Annotated in this window: 12 protein-coding genes; 7 read left to right on the top strand and 5 right to left on the bottom strand. The window is 59.0% G+C overall.

All coding sequences use genetic code 11. The annotated features are described in order from the left end of the window. Window positions 1–25: 25 nt before the first annotated feature. A complete protein-coding gene (locus P9230_RS00215) occupies window positions 26–937 on the top strand; it encodes an ankyrin repeat domain-containing protein (RefSeq protein ID WP_278116905.1) in 912 nt (303 codons plus the stop codon). Between the two features lie 132 nt (window positions 938–1,069). On the opposite strand, the gene P9230_RS00210 is transcribed toward P9230_RS00215, so the two are convergent. Further along, window positions 1,070–1,315 (bottom strand): hypothetical protein, encoded by a 246-nt coding sequence (locus tag P9230_RS00210; protein WP_278116903.1) that lies wholly within the window; start codon window positions 1,313–1,315, stop codon window positions 1,070–1,072. Between the two features lie 287 nt (window positions 1,316–1,602). On the opposite strand from P9230_RS00210, the gene P9230_RS00205 reads away from it, so the two are divergent. Beyond that, window positions 1,603–3,792 carry a tetratricopeptide repeat protein gene (locus P9230_RS00205; RefSeq protein ID WP_278116901.1) on the top strand — a complete coding sequence of 730 codons (2,190 nt, stop codon included), beginning with the start codon at window positions 1,603–1,605 and terminating at the stop codon, window positions 3,790–3,792. Between the two features lie 35 nt (window positions 3,793–3,827). Here P9230_RS00205 and P9230_RS00200 read toward each other — a convergent pair whose 3' ends face one another. From P9230_RS00200 to P9230_RS00190, 3 genes are all read right to left on the bottom strand, one after another. Next, a complete protein-coding gene (locus P9230_RS00200) occupies window positions 3,828–4,325 on the bottom strand; it encodes a YHS domain-containing (seleno)protein (RefSeq protein WP_278116899.1) in 498 nt (165 codons plus the stop codon). A 36-nt stretch (window positions 4,326–4,361) separates the two neighbouring features. Further along, the gene (locus P9230_RS00195; RefSeq protein ID WP_278116896.1) at window positions 4,362–5,033 is read right to left on the bottom strand and encodes an ankyrin repeat domain-containing protein; all 672 of its coding nucleotides are present in this window, start codon (window positions 5,031–5,033) and stop codon (window positions 4,362–4,364) included. 529 nt (window positions 5,034–5,562) lie between these two features. Next, on the bottom strand, window positions 5,563–5,868 hold the full coding sequence (locus P9230_RS00190; protein WP_278116895.1) for a hypothetical protein: 306 nt from the start codon (window positions 5,866–5,868) through the stop codon (window positions 5,563–5,565). Between the two features lie 239 nt (window positions 5,869–6,107). On the opposite strand from P9230_RS00190, the gene P9230_RS00185 reads away from it, so the two are divergent. After that, window positions 6,108–7,670, top strand: coding sequence for a winged helix-turn-helix domain-containing protein (locus P9230_RS00185; protein WP_278118299.1), 1,563 nt, complete (start codon window positions 6,108–6,110; stop codon window positions 7,668–7,670). Window positions 7,671–7,893: 223 nt separating this feature from the next. Continuing rightward, window positions 7,894–8,055 carry a hypothetical protein gene (locus tag P9230_RS00180; RefSeq protein WP_278116893.1) on the top strand — a complete coding sequence of 54 codons (162 nt, stop codon included), beginning with the start codon at window positions 7,894–7,896 and terminating at the stop codon, window positions 8,053–8,055. A 92-nt stretch (window positions 8,056–8,147) separates the two neighbouring features. Here P9230_RS00180 and P9230_RS00175 read toward each other — a convergent pair whose 3' ends face one another. After that, window positions 8,148–8,540 carry a hypothetical protein gene (locus P9230_RS00175; RefSeq protein ID WP_278116891.1) on the bottom strand — a complete coding sequence of 131 codons (393 nt, stop codon included), beginning with the start codon at window positions 8,538–8,540 and terminating at the stop codon, window positions 8,148–8,150. Between the two features lie 591 nt (window positions 8,541–9,131). Between P9230_RS00175 and P9230_RS00170 the strand changes: the two genes are divergently transcribed. The 3 genes from P9230_RS00170 to P9230_RS00160 all read left to right on the top strand — a co-directional run bounded on the left by P9230_RS00170 (window position 9,132) and on the right by P9230_RS00160 (window position 14,513). Then, window positions 9,132–10,907, top strand: coding sequence for an adenylate/guanylate cyclase domain-containing protein (locus P9230_RS00170; protein ID WP_278116890.1), 1,776 nt, complete (start codon window positions 9,132–9,134; stop codon window positions 10,905–10,907). A 434-nt stretch (window positions 10,908–11,341) separates the two neighbouring features. After that, a complete protein-coding gene (locus tag P9230_RS00165; RefSeq protein WP_278116887.1) occupies window positions 11,342–14,029 on the top strand; it encodes a PAS domain S-box protein in 2,688 nt (895 codons plus the stop codon). Continuing rightward, window positions 14,019–14,513: a response regulator gene (locus P9230_RS00160; RefSeq protein ID WP_278116885.1), complete on the top strand. Its 495-nt coding sequence runs from the start codon at window positions 14,019–14,021 to the stop codon at window positions 14,511–14,513. The genes P9230_RS00165 and P9230_RS00160 overlap by 11 nt, the downstream gene beginning before the upstream one ends. Window positions 14,514–14,894 lie beyond the last annotated feature (381 nt).

Raw genomic sequence — 14,894 nt, 5'->3', positions numbered from 1 at the left:
TACTTGTCGGCGGAGGGATGCCGAAATGCAGGGCTTATTCACTAGCTTCTTACTCTTGCTATGTGCCGTTACAACAGCGCATGGCGGTGCGCTCCACGACGCGGCCAAGAGCGGAGACCTGAACGCAATTACGACGGCGCTCGATGCAGGCGCCGACATCGAGGAGCAGGAGAAGGGGGCAACACCGCTGTTCCTGGCGGTGCGCGGCGGACACGTCGATGCAGCGGCGCTACTGATCAAACGCGGTGCCGATGTCAACAAGGAGGCGAAGCTCGGCCGGCCGATGACCGTGGCCGTGCTGAAAAACGCCGCCGCCATGATCCGGCTGCTGCTGGCGCATGGCGCCGACGCCAATGACAAGACGCGGGGCGAGCCAATGCTGATCCTCGCGGTCGCGAGTGGCTGCCTCGACTGCGTGAAGGTGCTGGTCGAGGCCGGCGCTGACGTCAACGCCATCTGGGTCCAGGGCGATCCCAATCAACGGCCGAGCATCATCACGGCCTACCATCTGGCAAAGCATGACGATCATGAGGACATCGCCGCCTACCTTTTGGAGCATGGCGTCGTCATCTTGAAGCCGGAGCCGATTTCCGCCCGGTTTGCGAAAGGCGATCCCATCAAAGGCGGGGCCTTTTTTGAAAGCACTTGCGCACCCTGCCATGTCGTGCGGCCAAAGGAACTTCCTACCATCGGGCCGAACCTATGGAACGTAGTTGGGCGGGACAAGGCATCGACGAAATTCGAGCGTTACTCCAAGACCTTGCTGGGCTGGGAGGGAAACTGGACCTACGAGGACTTGAACATCTTCCTGGCCGGTCCCACGCTGACGACGCCCGGCGTCAACATGGATATTCGCGGCGTGCCTGATGAGGCCGACCGGTTGAACGTGATCGCCTATCTCAGAACACTCGCCGACACACCGGTGCCACTGCCGTAGGGGGTGCGTTTAGCACGGCCATGTGATATTCATAATCGCTTAAGGATGGCGTTGTCATCAAGGATGCGTATTTGCTCCGAGCGGTCGGACACGCCGCTAAATCGCTCTGGGTCTGTCAAATATGCAATCGCCCTATTTTGGAGGCTCTATCCGGTGGATGGTCGATCCCGATACCCCGAGCGAACCGGCACCGTGACGGATAGCGTCGCCGAACGAGTTACCTTTGAACTTGCGGACAAGTGTATTGGCTTTGGGATCGATCTGGGCGACCGGCGTTCCCGGCGTCGAGACCCACACGTAACCGCCACCGCAACGCGAGGTGGAATTTGACCCCTTGCATTCATGAGTCGTAGCCAAGGCGGGCGTGCGGTCCTTCATTGCCATTCCATAGCGTGCCGATGTCGGCCGTAAGGGCAAGCTTTGCCGTCGCCCGAAAGTTGACGTCGGCACACGCTGTATGTCGCGGTTGCGCCAGGAGCCGACTTTCCGTCGAACATCACCTTTTCGGAATTCAAAGGCGAACGCTTGTAGCCGATTTTGTAACGTAGCTCATCGGAGAAGAGACTGTTGGCTGCTAGCTTCCGTTGGCCGGTGCGTATGGTCTTGCCATTGCGCTTTCCTTATAATTCTCCCCAGTGGAACAGGCTCAGCATCTGGAACGGAAGTTGGTCGCTATCCTCGCCGCCGACGTGGTGGGATACAGCCGCCTGATGGCCCTGGACGAGACGGGCACACTTTCCCGGCTCAAGGCGCTTCGCCGCGAAATCATCGAACCGTTGATCGGTGGGTACCACGGCCGCGTCGTCAAACTCATAGGCGATGGGGCACTGGTCGAATTCGCCAGCGTCGTGGACGCAGTGGCGTGCGCGGTCGAAATTCAGGGGATCGTCGCACGGCAGAACCTCGACCTTCCCGAAGATATCCGGATCGTGTTCCGCATAGGGATCAACTTGGGTGACGTGATCATCGACGGCGACGATTTCTATGGCGACGGCGTCAACATCGCCGCCAGGCTGCAGGGGCTGAGTGATCCCGGTGGTATCGCCATCTCCGGAACGACTTACGATCAGGCACACAACAAGCTCGGCCTCATTTTCAAGTCACTGGGTGAACAGCGTCTCAAGAACATCCCTGAGCCGGTCCGCGTTTACCGGGTGCTATTGGAGCAGGCGACAATCACCCGAGAGTCGCGCTCTCGACGATGGCCTGTAATCGGCGCCGCGGTGCTCTTCCTTGCTCTGGCGGCAGTGGTTGCGCTGACGGTTTGGCCGCAAGCAATTGCGTTTCTTCGGGGCGATGGTCCCGATACGGTCGATTCAGCGGCGGGCAAGCCTTCCATCGCTGTATTGCCGTTTGGCGATCTTAGTGACGACCCGGCTCAGGATTACTTCGCCGAAGGGCTCACAGACGATCTTATCACCGATCTCTCGAAGATCTCTGGACTCCTCGTCATCGGCCGCAATTCCTCGTTCTCCTTCAAGGATCGATCCTTCGACATCCACGAGATCGCTGAGCAGTTGAATGTCCACTACGTGGTCGAAGGTAGCGTCCGCCGAGAGGGAGACTCAGTTCGGATCAATGTCCAGCTCATCGACGCTAAAACAGGAAGTAACATCTGGGCAGAGCGCTACGACCGCGACTATTCCAAGTTATTTGCCCTTCAGGACGAAGTGATCGGGCAAATCGTTGAGGCACTTTCGATACGTCTGACAGCAGGTGAAAAAACTCAGATAGCCCGCCTCCCGACCCAAAATCTGGAAGCATATGATTTCTATATCCGAGCCGAGCAAAAAGTGTATGCAATCGACTACAAGTCTCTCGGAGAGGCACTCTCCCTCTATCAAAACGCAATCAAGCTCGATCCTGCATTCGCGGACGCCTATTCGGGATATGCCCGGGCGACGGTGGACGTGCTAGGCTTCGACTTCCAGCGCCTCATGCTGAGCGCCGTCGCTCGCCAGCGCGCCTACGAGGCGGCAGGTCGAGCGCTGGTGCTCAACCCCCAGTCCTCGCGCGCCTATGCCGTGCTCGGTATCCTGCAGATGCTGGATAGCGAATGGGATGAGGCTCTCGTCTCGGTCCAGAGAGCTGTCGCGCTCGACCCGAATAGCGCGGAGGCAGAGCTCAACCTGGCGATCGTGCTGACTTATGCCGGCCAGAACCCGGCGGCGCTGGCGGCGATGGAACGTGTGCTGCAACTCGATCCCAAGCCGCGGGTGCAGGTCTTCGACTACTACGGCTTCGTGCTTTACATGAACGGTCAATACGAAAAGTCCCTGCAGGCGCTGAGCCAGGTCCAGCCGGAAGAGCGTAGCGACCTCGGCCTCGAAACCCTGGCCATGGCTAACGCTCGGTTGGGCCGAATGGCCGTGGCGCACGACGCGGTTGCGGCAATCCTTAAGAAGATCCCCGTCCAGAACCTAGCTGGTTTTCGTGTCGTCTATGCCCACCATCGGCGGCAACAGGATCTCGATCATCGGATAGACGCCCTTCGCTTGGCGGGGCTTCCGGAGCGGTGCTTCGATTTCCGCGGGTGGGATGAGGATCGCCTGGATGCCTCCGCTATACGGGCTCTGGCGGATGCTCGGACCTGGGTCGGACATCAACACAACGGTGCACCGTTTGTGATGGAGCTGAGTGCAAATGGAGATTTCGCCATGAGCTCCCAAAACGGCATAATCGCCGGCGTGTTCACTCTGGAGAACAACCTCTTCTGCACTCGATCCTCGGCGACTCTACTCGGCCGCAAGTTCTGCGCCCCGGTCTATCGCAATCCCCAAGGGAGCAGCGAAAAGCGCGACGAGTATGTTTTGCCGGACTCTGTCGCGGTATGGTATTTCTCGGTGTCGCCGTGACACACCCGGTTCAACTCAGAGGGCCTTGAGTTAGCTCAGTTGGCTCCAGCTCTGGCCTTGAATTCCTTTGCCTCGATTCCTGGCCATTGGGCGTCGGCCTTCGCTATGATGGGGGCCGGGGCAGCATCGAAGTCTTCCTCCAGGCCCTCCTTACCCGAGAAAAGGTAGAGCTTGCCGTCGACGATACGCCAGGCTTCCGGGTCAATATTCGCGGATGCCTGTTCGAATGCTGTGCCCAGCGTGCAGAAGCCGCCGTATTGAGGGGCATAGCGGACGGGCTCGGAAGCGAACGCGTCGCGGTGGTTTGCGCTTGCGAAATACCACGTCGCCCCGAGCCATTTCTTCGCGATCTCCGGTGAACCCTTGGTCGGTCGACCGTCTGTGAAATATGCTACCGGATCGTAGCCGAGTATGGCCACGTTGCCGAAGTATCCCGTATTCACACCGTCAGCGTAGGATTCACCGGTGCTAACGACCAGAAGGCACGCGAACGTTAGGAAACTCCAAGGCGCTCTGGAACGGTTCGCTGTCATATCATCCTCCGATGGTCTTAGTGGGGCGGCCTCCAGTCAGTCGCCGGCCGCGAGGCAGTCCACATACGACGCCCCGATCTTTGCCCTGGGTTGGCACTTCGCCCCGTACTTCTTGAGCAAAACCATCACTTCCGCGCTCTGAAAGAAAGTCGCTCGGCTCAGGGGCGTAAACCCGTACTCTTGGATTGCCTCCACCTGTGCACCGCGCGCAATCAGCAGCTCGGCGACGGCCGCCTGGTTCTCTTCTGCTGCCACATGTAGCGGCGTGATCTTGTGCATGCTCAACGCGTCGACCTCGGCTCCGTGGTTGAGCAGCAATTTTGCAATGTCCAGGCTTCCTGAGTAGGCTGCCGCATGCAGCGCGGTAAAGCCGCGGTCGTTGCGGGCTTCGATGTCGGCCTTGGCCTCGATCAACACTACTGCGACAGCGGTCTTGCCGGCAAGCGCGGCATCGATAAGCGGGGTCTCGCGGTTCTCGTCGCGATCATTCACGTCGGCGCCTTGTGCCAGCAGCGCGGCGATCTTGCCGACATCGCCTTCCCGCGCAGCGTCATGAAGCGGCCCTGCGCTCACCGCACCGCTAGCAATTCCGAGCCAAGCAATGCACGCAAAGAGCGCGACAATACACATAAGCCGATCCGATGCTAGTCTGACGGGCTTGACCCTCAGCGAGGCCATCGGCAACCGTATTCGCTTGGTGACGGTCACGACAAACCTCCGGGCGACGTTCGCTCGCAGACCGATTTGTGGGACACTCTACTCCATTCGTCGCGCGGGGGCTATGGATTCCGTCATTCACCAAAGGGTAATCGGCGATGCTGTCAGCCCAAAGTGGCCGTTGTACGGTTCGACAATTGGACTCCGACTGGGGTTCCTGGAAAGCTTTCGAACATTCTGGGTCGCGCCACAGCCCGAATTGCGGGTGCTCATGGACAAGGTGGTGCACTAGATCCGGTTTAGTTTCGACGGTGTCGGTCTTCCTACGTGTGGTCAGCGCTGCTGCCCACCAAAGCGGACGTGCAAGGGCAGGGCGCGATCATCGCCAAAAAAAGCCAGCGGGGCCGGCCGGCAGTATGCATCGGATTTAACAAACCGGCGTGACTTTTCCTTCTGGGAGCTCGGGAATCAAGCGTTTTCCGGCCGGATGACCGCTTCCGGGAGCAGAACGAACCCGTGTGTTGGGGTGGCTCGCTGCTGACCGGCCACGACGTCGGCATGGATTGTTCCCGGGCCGCAATTACTGTTCTCTGCGGTGGCGCCGCTCGTTCACGACGCGGGCCAGCATGCCGGTCTTGTCTGGACCGATACTTGCCAGCGCGTTGCCGATATCCGTCGGTAACAACCCGATGTCGGCGAGCTCACGCCGATCCATTTTGGCGAGCACCGCCAAGTCGCTGCGCATACACCAGAATTGCCATAGCAGGATTGGGCCTTTCATGAGCAAGCTGGCGGCGCGAGCGACGGTTGCGGTAAATCGGGCCGACAGGGGGCGGGCAGGAAGCTGGTCGCCTTTCCACAACTGGAAACTTTTGGTTGAAGACATTGATGTTCTCCGATCCAGAGATGTCCCAGTCGCAAACCTCGCGCTGGGGGAACCCGGAGATCATCCGCTCTCGGCCGTTCGGCGTCGTGAGAGCCCCATGAAACTTGCCTTAAATCGAAATGAAATTTCGATTTGTCTCGATGAACCTGGCGGGTTGATCGAGCCGACCGGCCGAAGCGTATCTGGATCGGCAGAAACGTCGGAAGAGCGGCGGACTAAAGCCGCATCAGTTGGAAAAGGTGGAATTCGCCGGTCGACAACTTCTCGACATTCAGACATGGTCATGCATGTTTTTTGAGTTTGACGGCCTTGTGCTTGATCTTCGTCAAGGGCGGCTTCTGCGAGGTGGCGCCGACGTCGAGTTGCGGCCCAAGTCGCTCGCGCTACTGATCTACCTGATCGAGAACGCTGGCAGGATATTGAGCAAAGATGAGCTCGTCTCGGCAGTCTGGCCGACGGTGACCGTTTCCGATGAATCTCTCGCCCAATGCATCATGGACATTCGACGCGCCTTAGGCCCGGGCGCGTACGGGTTGATCAGAACGTTGCCGCGGCGGGGATATCTTGTCGACGAAGATCGGGTGCATGCGACTGAAGATGCAAAGACGAGACGTTCCGATCCCGCAATGCCGGCCAAAGCCTCGATTGTGGTCCTGCCGTTCGCCAACCTAGACGGGAACTCCAAGCAGGGCATCTTTACCGACGGCTTAACCGAAGACTTGATCACGGATCTGTCGCGATACGCTGGGCTCTTGGTGATCGCACGGCAATCATCACTGGCATACAAGGGCAAGACGACCGACGTGCGCGTCATTGCGCGCGATCTGGGTGTCCGATTTGTGCTGGAGGGCAGCGCCCGAAGGGCGGGCGGCAGGATTCGCATCAACGCTCAACTGGTTGATGCGATTGCCGGCGACCTTCTGTGGGCCGATCGTTTCGACCGGAACATCGAGGATGTGTTCGCCGTACAGGATGAAGTGGCAGGCAAGATCGTCGAGGCGTTGATCGGCAAGTTGAGAACGCCTCTGCCGGTCCGCAATCGTCCGGCAAACCTCGATGCCTACGAACTATGCGTGAAGGCAAGAGCGTTGATTGCATCCATGGGCGGTTCTCCGGAAGCGGTTCGCGAATCGATCCTTCTGTTGAAGCAGGCGATATCCCTGGATCCTGGCTATGCCGAAGCCATTCGGTGGCTCGGCTTCAATCTTTGGTCGCTTTGGAGCAACGCCATCGACAGTGCCGATTCGAACTTGGCAGAGGCCATCAGCCTGGCGGAAAGAGCGGTATCGCTCGATCCAAATGACGGCTCAAATCACTGGATCTTCGGCTACCTGCTGGCTTCCGCAGGCCGCTGGGCAGATTCAGAGAAAGAGTTCGCCGCAACATTCGAGCTCGATCCGAACCATGCCGATGCGATGGTTATGCGTGCAGAATTGACCGTGATGGCGGGAAGACCGAAGGAGGCTGCCGAGCTCATAACGAAGGCATTTCGGCTCAATCCACACCCGTCGGGTTGGTATTACTGGGAACTAGGCCTGGTTCAATACGCGGCGCAAGACTATGAAGCGGCCGTCAAAACGTTGCGCACGGAGGCGACGTATAGAACGGGGTCACGGAGAATTCTCGCGGCGAGCCTTGCCCAACTCGGACGGCACGACGAAGCAATTCGCGAAGCCCAGGTTTTTCTTGCAAACAATCCCGGCTTTACCATTACCCAATGGGCATCGCGCCAACCGGTCCGGGACGCTGGAGTGTTGGACCATTTTGCCGATGGTTATCGCAAGGCTGGTCTTCCTCATTGATAAGATTACAGGGGCATGTATGTCCACTGTCTGGCGTGCAAGCGGACAGCGATCCTGGACGTCGCTGTTGTGCTGCCGCGCGTGGCCGTGACCGGAAGTTTCTACTGGCCGAATGGGCAGCCCTGAGATCGCTCATCCAGGGCATTGCGGCGGCGACAAGGCGCGGCTTTCTGTGGCGGGCCGACCAAACAAACCTTGGATGCCGTTCGTCGGGAGATGCCTGATGATCCCCCAAAATGATGGCGTTTCGAAACTGTCGAAGCACACCGGCATCACCGAAGCCAAGCGATCGAACTGGTGGCGCTCAGGGGGCTTCGATTGGAATTCGCTCGTCCGCGAGGCGAAGATTCTCAGACCGGGAAGCTTTGGCCGGCCAGCGTCGTGATAGACATCATCTGGCTACACAAGCATTTCCGAGACAACCGCATCAAGCAGTGCTAGGCGCGCAATTTCACACCGAGCGAGCTAGTTGCGCTGCTAACGCAGCTCTTCGTCGGGGATTTGAACTACAGCCGCCTCGAAAGGCACGTGCGAGATGACCTCCGTCTTATGACCGGATCCGGTCGTATCCTCCATAAGCCACGTGTCGCCGACGCCGACCGTGACGGGCTTGCCGGCCCCCGGAGTGACCCGAACGCAACCGGCCAAGCAGAAAAGTATCTGTCGGGCGGGCGACGGATGACGTTCTCCAATCCACCCGGCAGGCAACTGAAGCAAGACGAAGCGAGACGCCGATGTAGGCTTCGAGACCGGGAAAGGAAGGGCGGGCGGCGCAAAAATGGTCATCGCCCGTTCGATCTCGAAAGTGTCAAAACGACTGAGCCCCGAGGCGTCCGCGCGAAGCCGCCGCACTTTTACTGAAGCTGTCATGACAGTCCCCGCCCTCGCTGAATGCCTAACAACGTGAGCTGCCGATCACTTCACTGGAGATACACCTTTCGGACGCCAGCGAACGACCCCAACAGGGAAGCCTCCTCGAACCTAGGGACGCATTATATCACAAGGCGCGCTGTAGTCACGCCGTCTGCCAAATTCCGCTAACCACAGCGCGAAGCCGGGCTACCTGCTCAACACGCGGGACAGGCAGGACATCGGGTCAACCGATCGCTTCCGAAGGTCCGCTTTCATCTCAGGAGCCAAAACCGCCGCTCCGCTTCCGGCCAACATCGGTCGTCAACTAGTTCTACAATTCGCGATCGATTGGGATTCCTGGAAGCTTTTCGAACTTTCTCGGTCGGAAAGTCCGAATTGCGGATGCTTTTGAACAAAGTGGGACACTAGATCCGCTGCTTGGTTAGCTTGGAAGGTCTCTGCGCGTCAAAGCGGACTTGGCCGGATTTGCCAGTCGGTTCGACCCGGTGGCGGATGACCCAAAGCGGAGATTTTGGTGCCGGGTCGCGGCGATCGATTGACTGAGCCGCCGCTTGCGCCAAAATACCTTGGCGCACCTAGGGGCACGCAGTGGTGGAATCAAGCGATGTGCGGCGACGCCTGGTGGCGGTCTTCGCGGCTGACGTTGAAGGCTATTCCCGACTGATGGGTGCTGACGAGGTCGGCACGCTCAAGGCGCTGACCGAGCGCCGTGCGATCCTCGACAAGGCCATTGCGGATCATAGGGGCCGCATCGCCAATACGGCGGGGGACAGTGTGCTTGCGGAGTTCGGGAGCGCTGTGGATGCCGTGCAGTGCGCCGTGGAAGCGCAGGCCGCCTTGGCTGAAGCGAATGCCGGACTGTCATCTGATAAACGCATCAACTTCCGTATCGGCATTCACGTGGGAGACGTGATGGTAAGCGCTGGCGATCTGTTCGGCGATGGCGTTAACATCGCCGCGCGGTTGCAAGGCTTGGCGCAACCGGGAGGCGTTTGCGTCTCTGGTGAGACCTATGGGCAAGTCAGAAAGGTTCTGCCCATCGCCTTCACTGATCTTGGGGCAAAGCAGTTCAAGAACATCGAAGAGCCGGTGAGGACGTACGCAGCGACTGGGCTCGGTGACACTGTCGGTGGGGTGGCAATTCCCTCCGAAGAGATTTTCAAGCCTCTGTCGCTCCCTGACAAACCCTCCATTGCCGTGTTGCCTTTCCAGAATATGAGCGGGGATCCAGAACAGGAATACTTTGCCGATGGTATGGTGGAAGACATCATCACCGCGCTGTCCCGTTTTAAATGGCTGTTCGTGATCGCCCGCAATTCAACATTCACATACAAGGGACGGTCCGTTGACATCAGGCAAGTTGGACGGGAACTAGGTGTTCGTTACGTGTTGGAAGGGAGCGTGCGAAAGGCGACCGAACGAGTAAGGATCACAGCCCAGCTCATTGACGCGGAGACCAGCGCACACATATGGGCAGATCGCTACGACCGCGCCGTTGATGACATCTTTGCCTTGCAGGATGAGATTACACTAAGCACCGTCGCCGCAATCGAGCCCAGCGTGCGCCAAGCCGAAATTGAACGCGCCAAGCGCAAACGCCCCGAAAATCTCGACGCCTACGACCTTGTGCTACGTGCTACCCCTTTGGTGGATACTGGAATGCCGGAAGGCGCGTCGCAGGCAATGCCACTCCTCGAACGCGCACTTTTACTTGAGCCGAACTACGCACTCGCGCATGGCCAAACGGCGTTTTGCAATGAGATACTGTATCTCCGAGCGGGAAGGCGCGAGGACAATCGCATAGCGGCGATACGGCACGCGCATATTGCAGTGGCGCTTGGCCCCGACGATGCACCAGCGCTTGTCTATGCCGCAATCGCGATTGGTCTTGTCGAACATAACCGTACGCTGGCTCAGGAGACGTTCGAGGCCGCTCTTGCAATCTCCCCGTCGGCAGCGTGGGCATATTCTTGGGGCGCGTTGATTTTGGGCTGGGGAGGGGAAGCAGAGCGTGCAATCGACTGGGGCGAGCGGGGCATCCGACTTAGTCCGTTCGATCCGTGGATTACCGCGGCGCTGCACGGCATTTGCATGGGTCACTTTCTTCGGGGTCGCTATGAAGATGCTGCGGTGGCCGCGCAACGGGCCATTCGTAGCAAACCAGGTTTCAGTGTCTCCCACATGTTCCTCGCAGCAGCGCTTGCTAAACTCGGTCGAATGGAGGATGCGAAAGCGGCTGCCGAGCGCGTGACACAACTTCAACCTAACTTCAGCAGCACCGGTCAGTGCTCCGCCATCGGTTGCGTGCCGGTGCTCGCGGGACCTCTTATCGAAGCAATGCGCGCCTCTGGTCTACCCGAATGACACCCACACGCCTGACTTGCAGGCCGCAGATGGCGCTGGGTTCTCAGCGGCGATGGGGCGCTGACGCGGAAGGCACGCAGCGTCCAGAATGGCGCTAATGCGCCTTTAAGATTAAGTGATTGTCTTTATTGCCGACCGTTACCGTCGCTTAAGCTCAGCGATGCGCAATGAATGTCAGATGCTAAAAATCTAGACAGACTTCGAGGCCGGGAAGGGCGCCGTATTCGATCCTTGGCTTTGGTATCCCATTCTAATCACGATTTGATGCCGTAGCGGCGGAAAGTCAGGGCCGCCATGCCGTGTAAGCCCCCGGCAAACGGTTTCGAAATGGTGGCATGATCATGACGCCGGGCTTGCTGCCTAGCGCCGGCAGCTTTGTTGGAACCTATTGAGAGATCAGCTGTTAAGACGAGTTAAGGGGATATCACGATTTCATGGAACAACGAGCTTTGCCTTCCGGCATTTCTGGCGCGAGTTCCCTCGAGCGTACCGGGAACGTCGAAGCTGACCGTGCGGCCCTGCTCTCCGGTAGCGAGTTGGAGGATTTCTTCGAGAATGCAGCCGTGGCTCTCCACATTGTCGCCAAAGACGGCACCATCTTGCGCGCCAATCGAGCCGAACTGGACCTGCTCGGCTATCCCCCGCACGAATACATCGGCCGCAACATCCGCGAAGTTCACGCCGATCCCGCGGCAATCGAGGACATTTTGGGCCGCCTTTCCCAGTACGAGAACATTCAGCATTATCGCGCCAGATTGCGCGCCAGGGACGGCTCCGCCCGCTGGGTTGAGATAACATCCAATGTGCGCACCGCCGGTGGACGTTTCCTCAACACCCGCTGCATCACCATCGACGTGACCGAAAAGGTCAAGGCGGAAGAGTTATTGCGCGAACAGGAACAGAGGCTTGCCCTCACCTATAACAGCGCCGGCGTGGGAATCGTGGAGGCTGACGCGGAGGGCCGGCTGCTGCGGGTAAACGGGCATTTGTGCCATCTCCTGGGCTATGCGCAGGAGGAGTTGATTGGTCGACCGGTTTTCGACTGGACCTATCCTGCCGACGTCGAGGCGGATCGCGCGAGATATCGCCAGCAGGTTGCCGGTGAGATCAAAAGCTACGCGATCGAGAAGCGGTTCGTACGCAAAGACGGGTCGCTGTTTTGGGCTGTCGTAACGTCCTCGAGTGTTCTCGACCGCAACGGTAAGTTTCGCTACGCGGTACGCGTGCAGCACGATGTCTCCGAGCGAAAAGAGATTGAGGCGGCGCTCGCCCGAAGGGCCGAGGAGCAGGCTGCGTTGCATCAACTGACGGAAATGCTGCAGCATGCCCACACCCGGCACGATGTCTACGAGGCCGCGCTTGACGCGATCCAGCGCGGGCTAAGATGTGAGCGTGCTTCGGTTCTGCTGTTGGAAGGCGACCGCATGAAGTTTGTGGCCTGGCGGGGTCTGTCGGACTCCTATCGGGACGCAGTGGAAGGGCATTCGCCGTGGTCCGCGTCGGATCGAGATCCGCAGCCCATATGCATTCCCGATGTGGGCCGCGCCAATCTCCCCAGCAGTTTGAGGCAGGCAATTCAAACAGAAGGGATCGGTGCGGTCTGTTTCGTGCCGATAATGGAAGGTGGGCGTCTGCTCGGCAAGTTCATGGCCTATTTCGACGAGCCGCACGATTGCCCAGCAGAAGAAATTGAAGTCGCCCGCACAATCGCGCGCCAGCTCGGGTTCGGCCTTGAGCGCTTCAGGGCACAGATAGCGACCCAGCGATTGGCGGCAATCGTGGAATCATCCCACGACGCCATCGTGAGCAAGGATCTCAACGGTATCGTCGCGACCTGGAACGCCGGTGCCGAGCGCTTGTTTGGGTATACCGCTGCGGAGATGATCGGCAAGTCCATCACCACTATCATTCCGAAGGATCGACTGAATGAGGAGCCGCTGATATTGGGGCGCATCCGCAACGGCGAACTGGTGGATCATTTCGAAACGGTTCGCCGCCGCAAAGACGGAACGCTGGTGGATATCTCTCTCACGATATCGCCGGTGCGCGATGCGTCAGGCCGCATCGTCGGAGCTTCCAAAATCGCCCGGGATATAACGGACAAAAAGATCGCCGAAGCGAAGATACAAGACAGCCAACGCCAGCTTGAAGACCTGCTCGCCGCCATTCCTGCCGCGATCTACACGACCGACCGCAACGGAAAGATCACCTATTTCAATGAGGCGGCTGTGCAACTCGCCGGCCGAACCCCTGTGATTGGGACCGACGAATGGTGCGTGACATGGAAGCTCTACTGCCCCGATGGTACGCCGCTTCCTCACGATCAATGTCCGATGGCCGTCTCACTTCGGGAAGGCCGGCCCATCCGGGGATATGAAGCGGTTGCCGAGCGGCCGGATGGGACCAGGATTCCTTTCATTCCCTATCCGACACCGATGCGGGATGCCGCTGGAAACATCACCGGCGCAATAAACATGCTGGTCGATGTGAGCGAGCGTAAGCAGGCTGAAACTCAGCAACGGATACTGCTCGATGAGCTCAACCATCGTGTGAAGAACAACATGATGATGCTGAAGTCCCTGCTTTCGGTGGCAGCCAGGACCAGCAAGAGTTCGGAAGCTCGAGCCGTTCTCGATGAAGCCAGCAAGCGGGTGGCGACCATGGCTGCCGCTCAGAGGGTCCTCTATGACACTCCCGACGCCGTAAACTTCGGCGCAGAGCCTTTTCTGGGAGCTGTTTGCGAGACGGCAAAGCAGATGTTTCCACCGGCCGTTCAATTGGTCTGCGAGGTAGATCCAATCAAACTGCCGAACGACATTGCAATGCCGCTGGCGCTTATCATCAACGAACTTCTGATCAACGCCGTAAAGTATGGCTTGTCGGCAAATGGGCGCGGAGTCATTCGCGTCTCCATCAGACGTAGCGATCAAGATGTCAGCGTGCAGGTCGAGGACGAGGGCCACGGCTTCGAACTGAATTCGGTGCGCTCGTCTTCCTCGGGCCTGCGACTCGTCGAAGGTCTGGTGCGTCAAATCGGCGGAAGGTTCGAAGTCAAGCGACACCCATCCAGATGCACCGTGACCTTTTCTCAGATGCCCCAGGAGAATGGCCTTGCGCCCTAAAGCAGCGATACCCGAGTCGAGCCAAAGCGCGGGGGCGAGCGGCTTCAGGCCTCAGGTGGTCTTCTCTCGAGACGATCTGAGCGGCGGACAGGCCGAAAGCAGGCCGAGCCAGATGATCTTGATCGTCGAAGACGACTATCTGATCGCTCTGGACATAGAGGCTGGGCTCCATGCCGCTGGCTTCCAGGTAGCAGGGCCGGCAACTACCGCCGATGAAGCAATTGGTCTTGCGCTTTCGATCAAGCCAGCGCTGGTCCTGATGGACATTCGCTTGCTTGGCAAGCGGGACGGCGTCGATGCGGCGCTGGAGTTGTATCGCGAGTTAGGTATACGGTGCATCTTTACAACTGCCCATGGCGACCGCGACGTCAGGTTTCGAGCGGAAGCTGCCAAGCCGCTCGGCTGGGTGCAGAAGCCGTATTCGATAGCGACTCTGATTGATGCCATCCGCAGTGGCTTTCAGGAGATCGAAAAGCATAGCTGAGGTTGGGGCTCTACCGCCCGGCCACGCCGGGAGGTATGTCCGCGCGGGCCTTTGACCGGCAGGCCAGACGCCGGCGTTGCCCCCCGGTGTTTTTCTAAACCCGCTCTAATTCAGGCGACGAGCCTGAATTTGCTCCTCGTCGGCTGTTTGCGCAGGCCAGGCTGCGAGTGCGCTGGCAGGGTCGCCATTCTTGCTCGACTGAGGCCTGAAAGTTTTAAGGTGATCCCGAGCTTGATCGGAGGGATCCTGTTGACCAGACCAAGCGACATTGCGCAGGACGCGCAACAGCGGGGCGCGAGTAATCGCCATGTTCGTCAATCTTCCCGCCAATTCGATCACCTCCTGCGCCGAGGGCGACGGAAGGCCTCATACAGGTCAAGC

Origin of the sequence: Mesorhizobium sp. WSM4887, from assembly GCF_029625865.1 — a bacterium.
GTDB lineage: Bacteria > Pseudomonadota > Alphaproteobacteria > Rhizobiales > Rhizobiaceae > Mesorhizobium.
This window is presented reverse-complemented; position numbering and strand designations above follow the sequence as displayed.

Excerpts from the sequence above, each read along its gene's own strand:
- P9230_RS00175 (WP_278116891.1), bottom strand. The coding sequence starts at position 8,540 with ATGACAGCTTCAGTAAAAGTGCGGCGGCTTCGCGCGGACGCCTCGGGG.
- P9230_RS00190 (WP_278116895.1), bottom strand. The coding sequence starts at position 5,868 with ATGTCTTCAACCAAAAGTTTCCAGTTGTGGAAAGGCGACCAGCTTCCT.
- P9230_RS00165 (WP_278116887.1), top strand. The coding sequence starts at position 11,342 with ATGGAACAACGAGCTTTGCCTTCCGGCATTTCTGGCGCGAGTTCCCTC.
- P9230_RS00180 (WP_278116893.1), top strand. The coding sequence starts at position 7,894 with ATGATCCCCCAAAATGATGGCGTTTCGAAACTGTCGAAGCACACCGGC.
- P9230_RS00215 (WP_278116905.1), top strand. The coding sequence starts at position 26 with ATGCAGGGCTTATTCACTAGCTTCTTACTCTTGCTATGTGCCGTTACA.
- P9230_RS00200 (WP_278116899.1), bottom strand. The coding sequence starts at position 4,325 with ATGACAGCGAACCGTTCCAGAGCGCCTTGGAGTTTCCTAACGTTCGCG.
- P9230_RS00210 (WP_278116903.1), bottom strand. The coding sequence starts at position 1,315 with ATGAAGGACCGCACGCCCGCCTTGGCTACGACTCATGAATGCAAGGGG.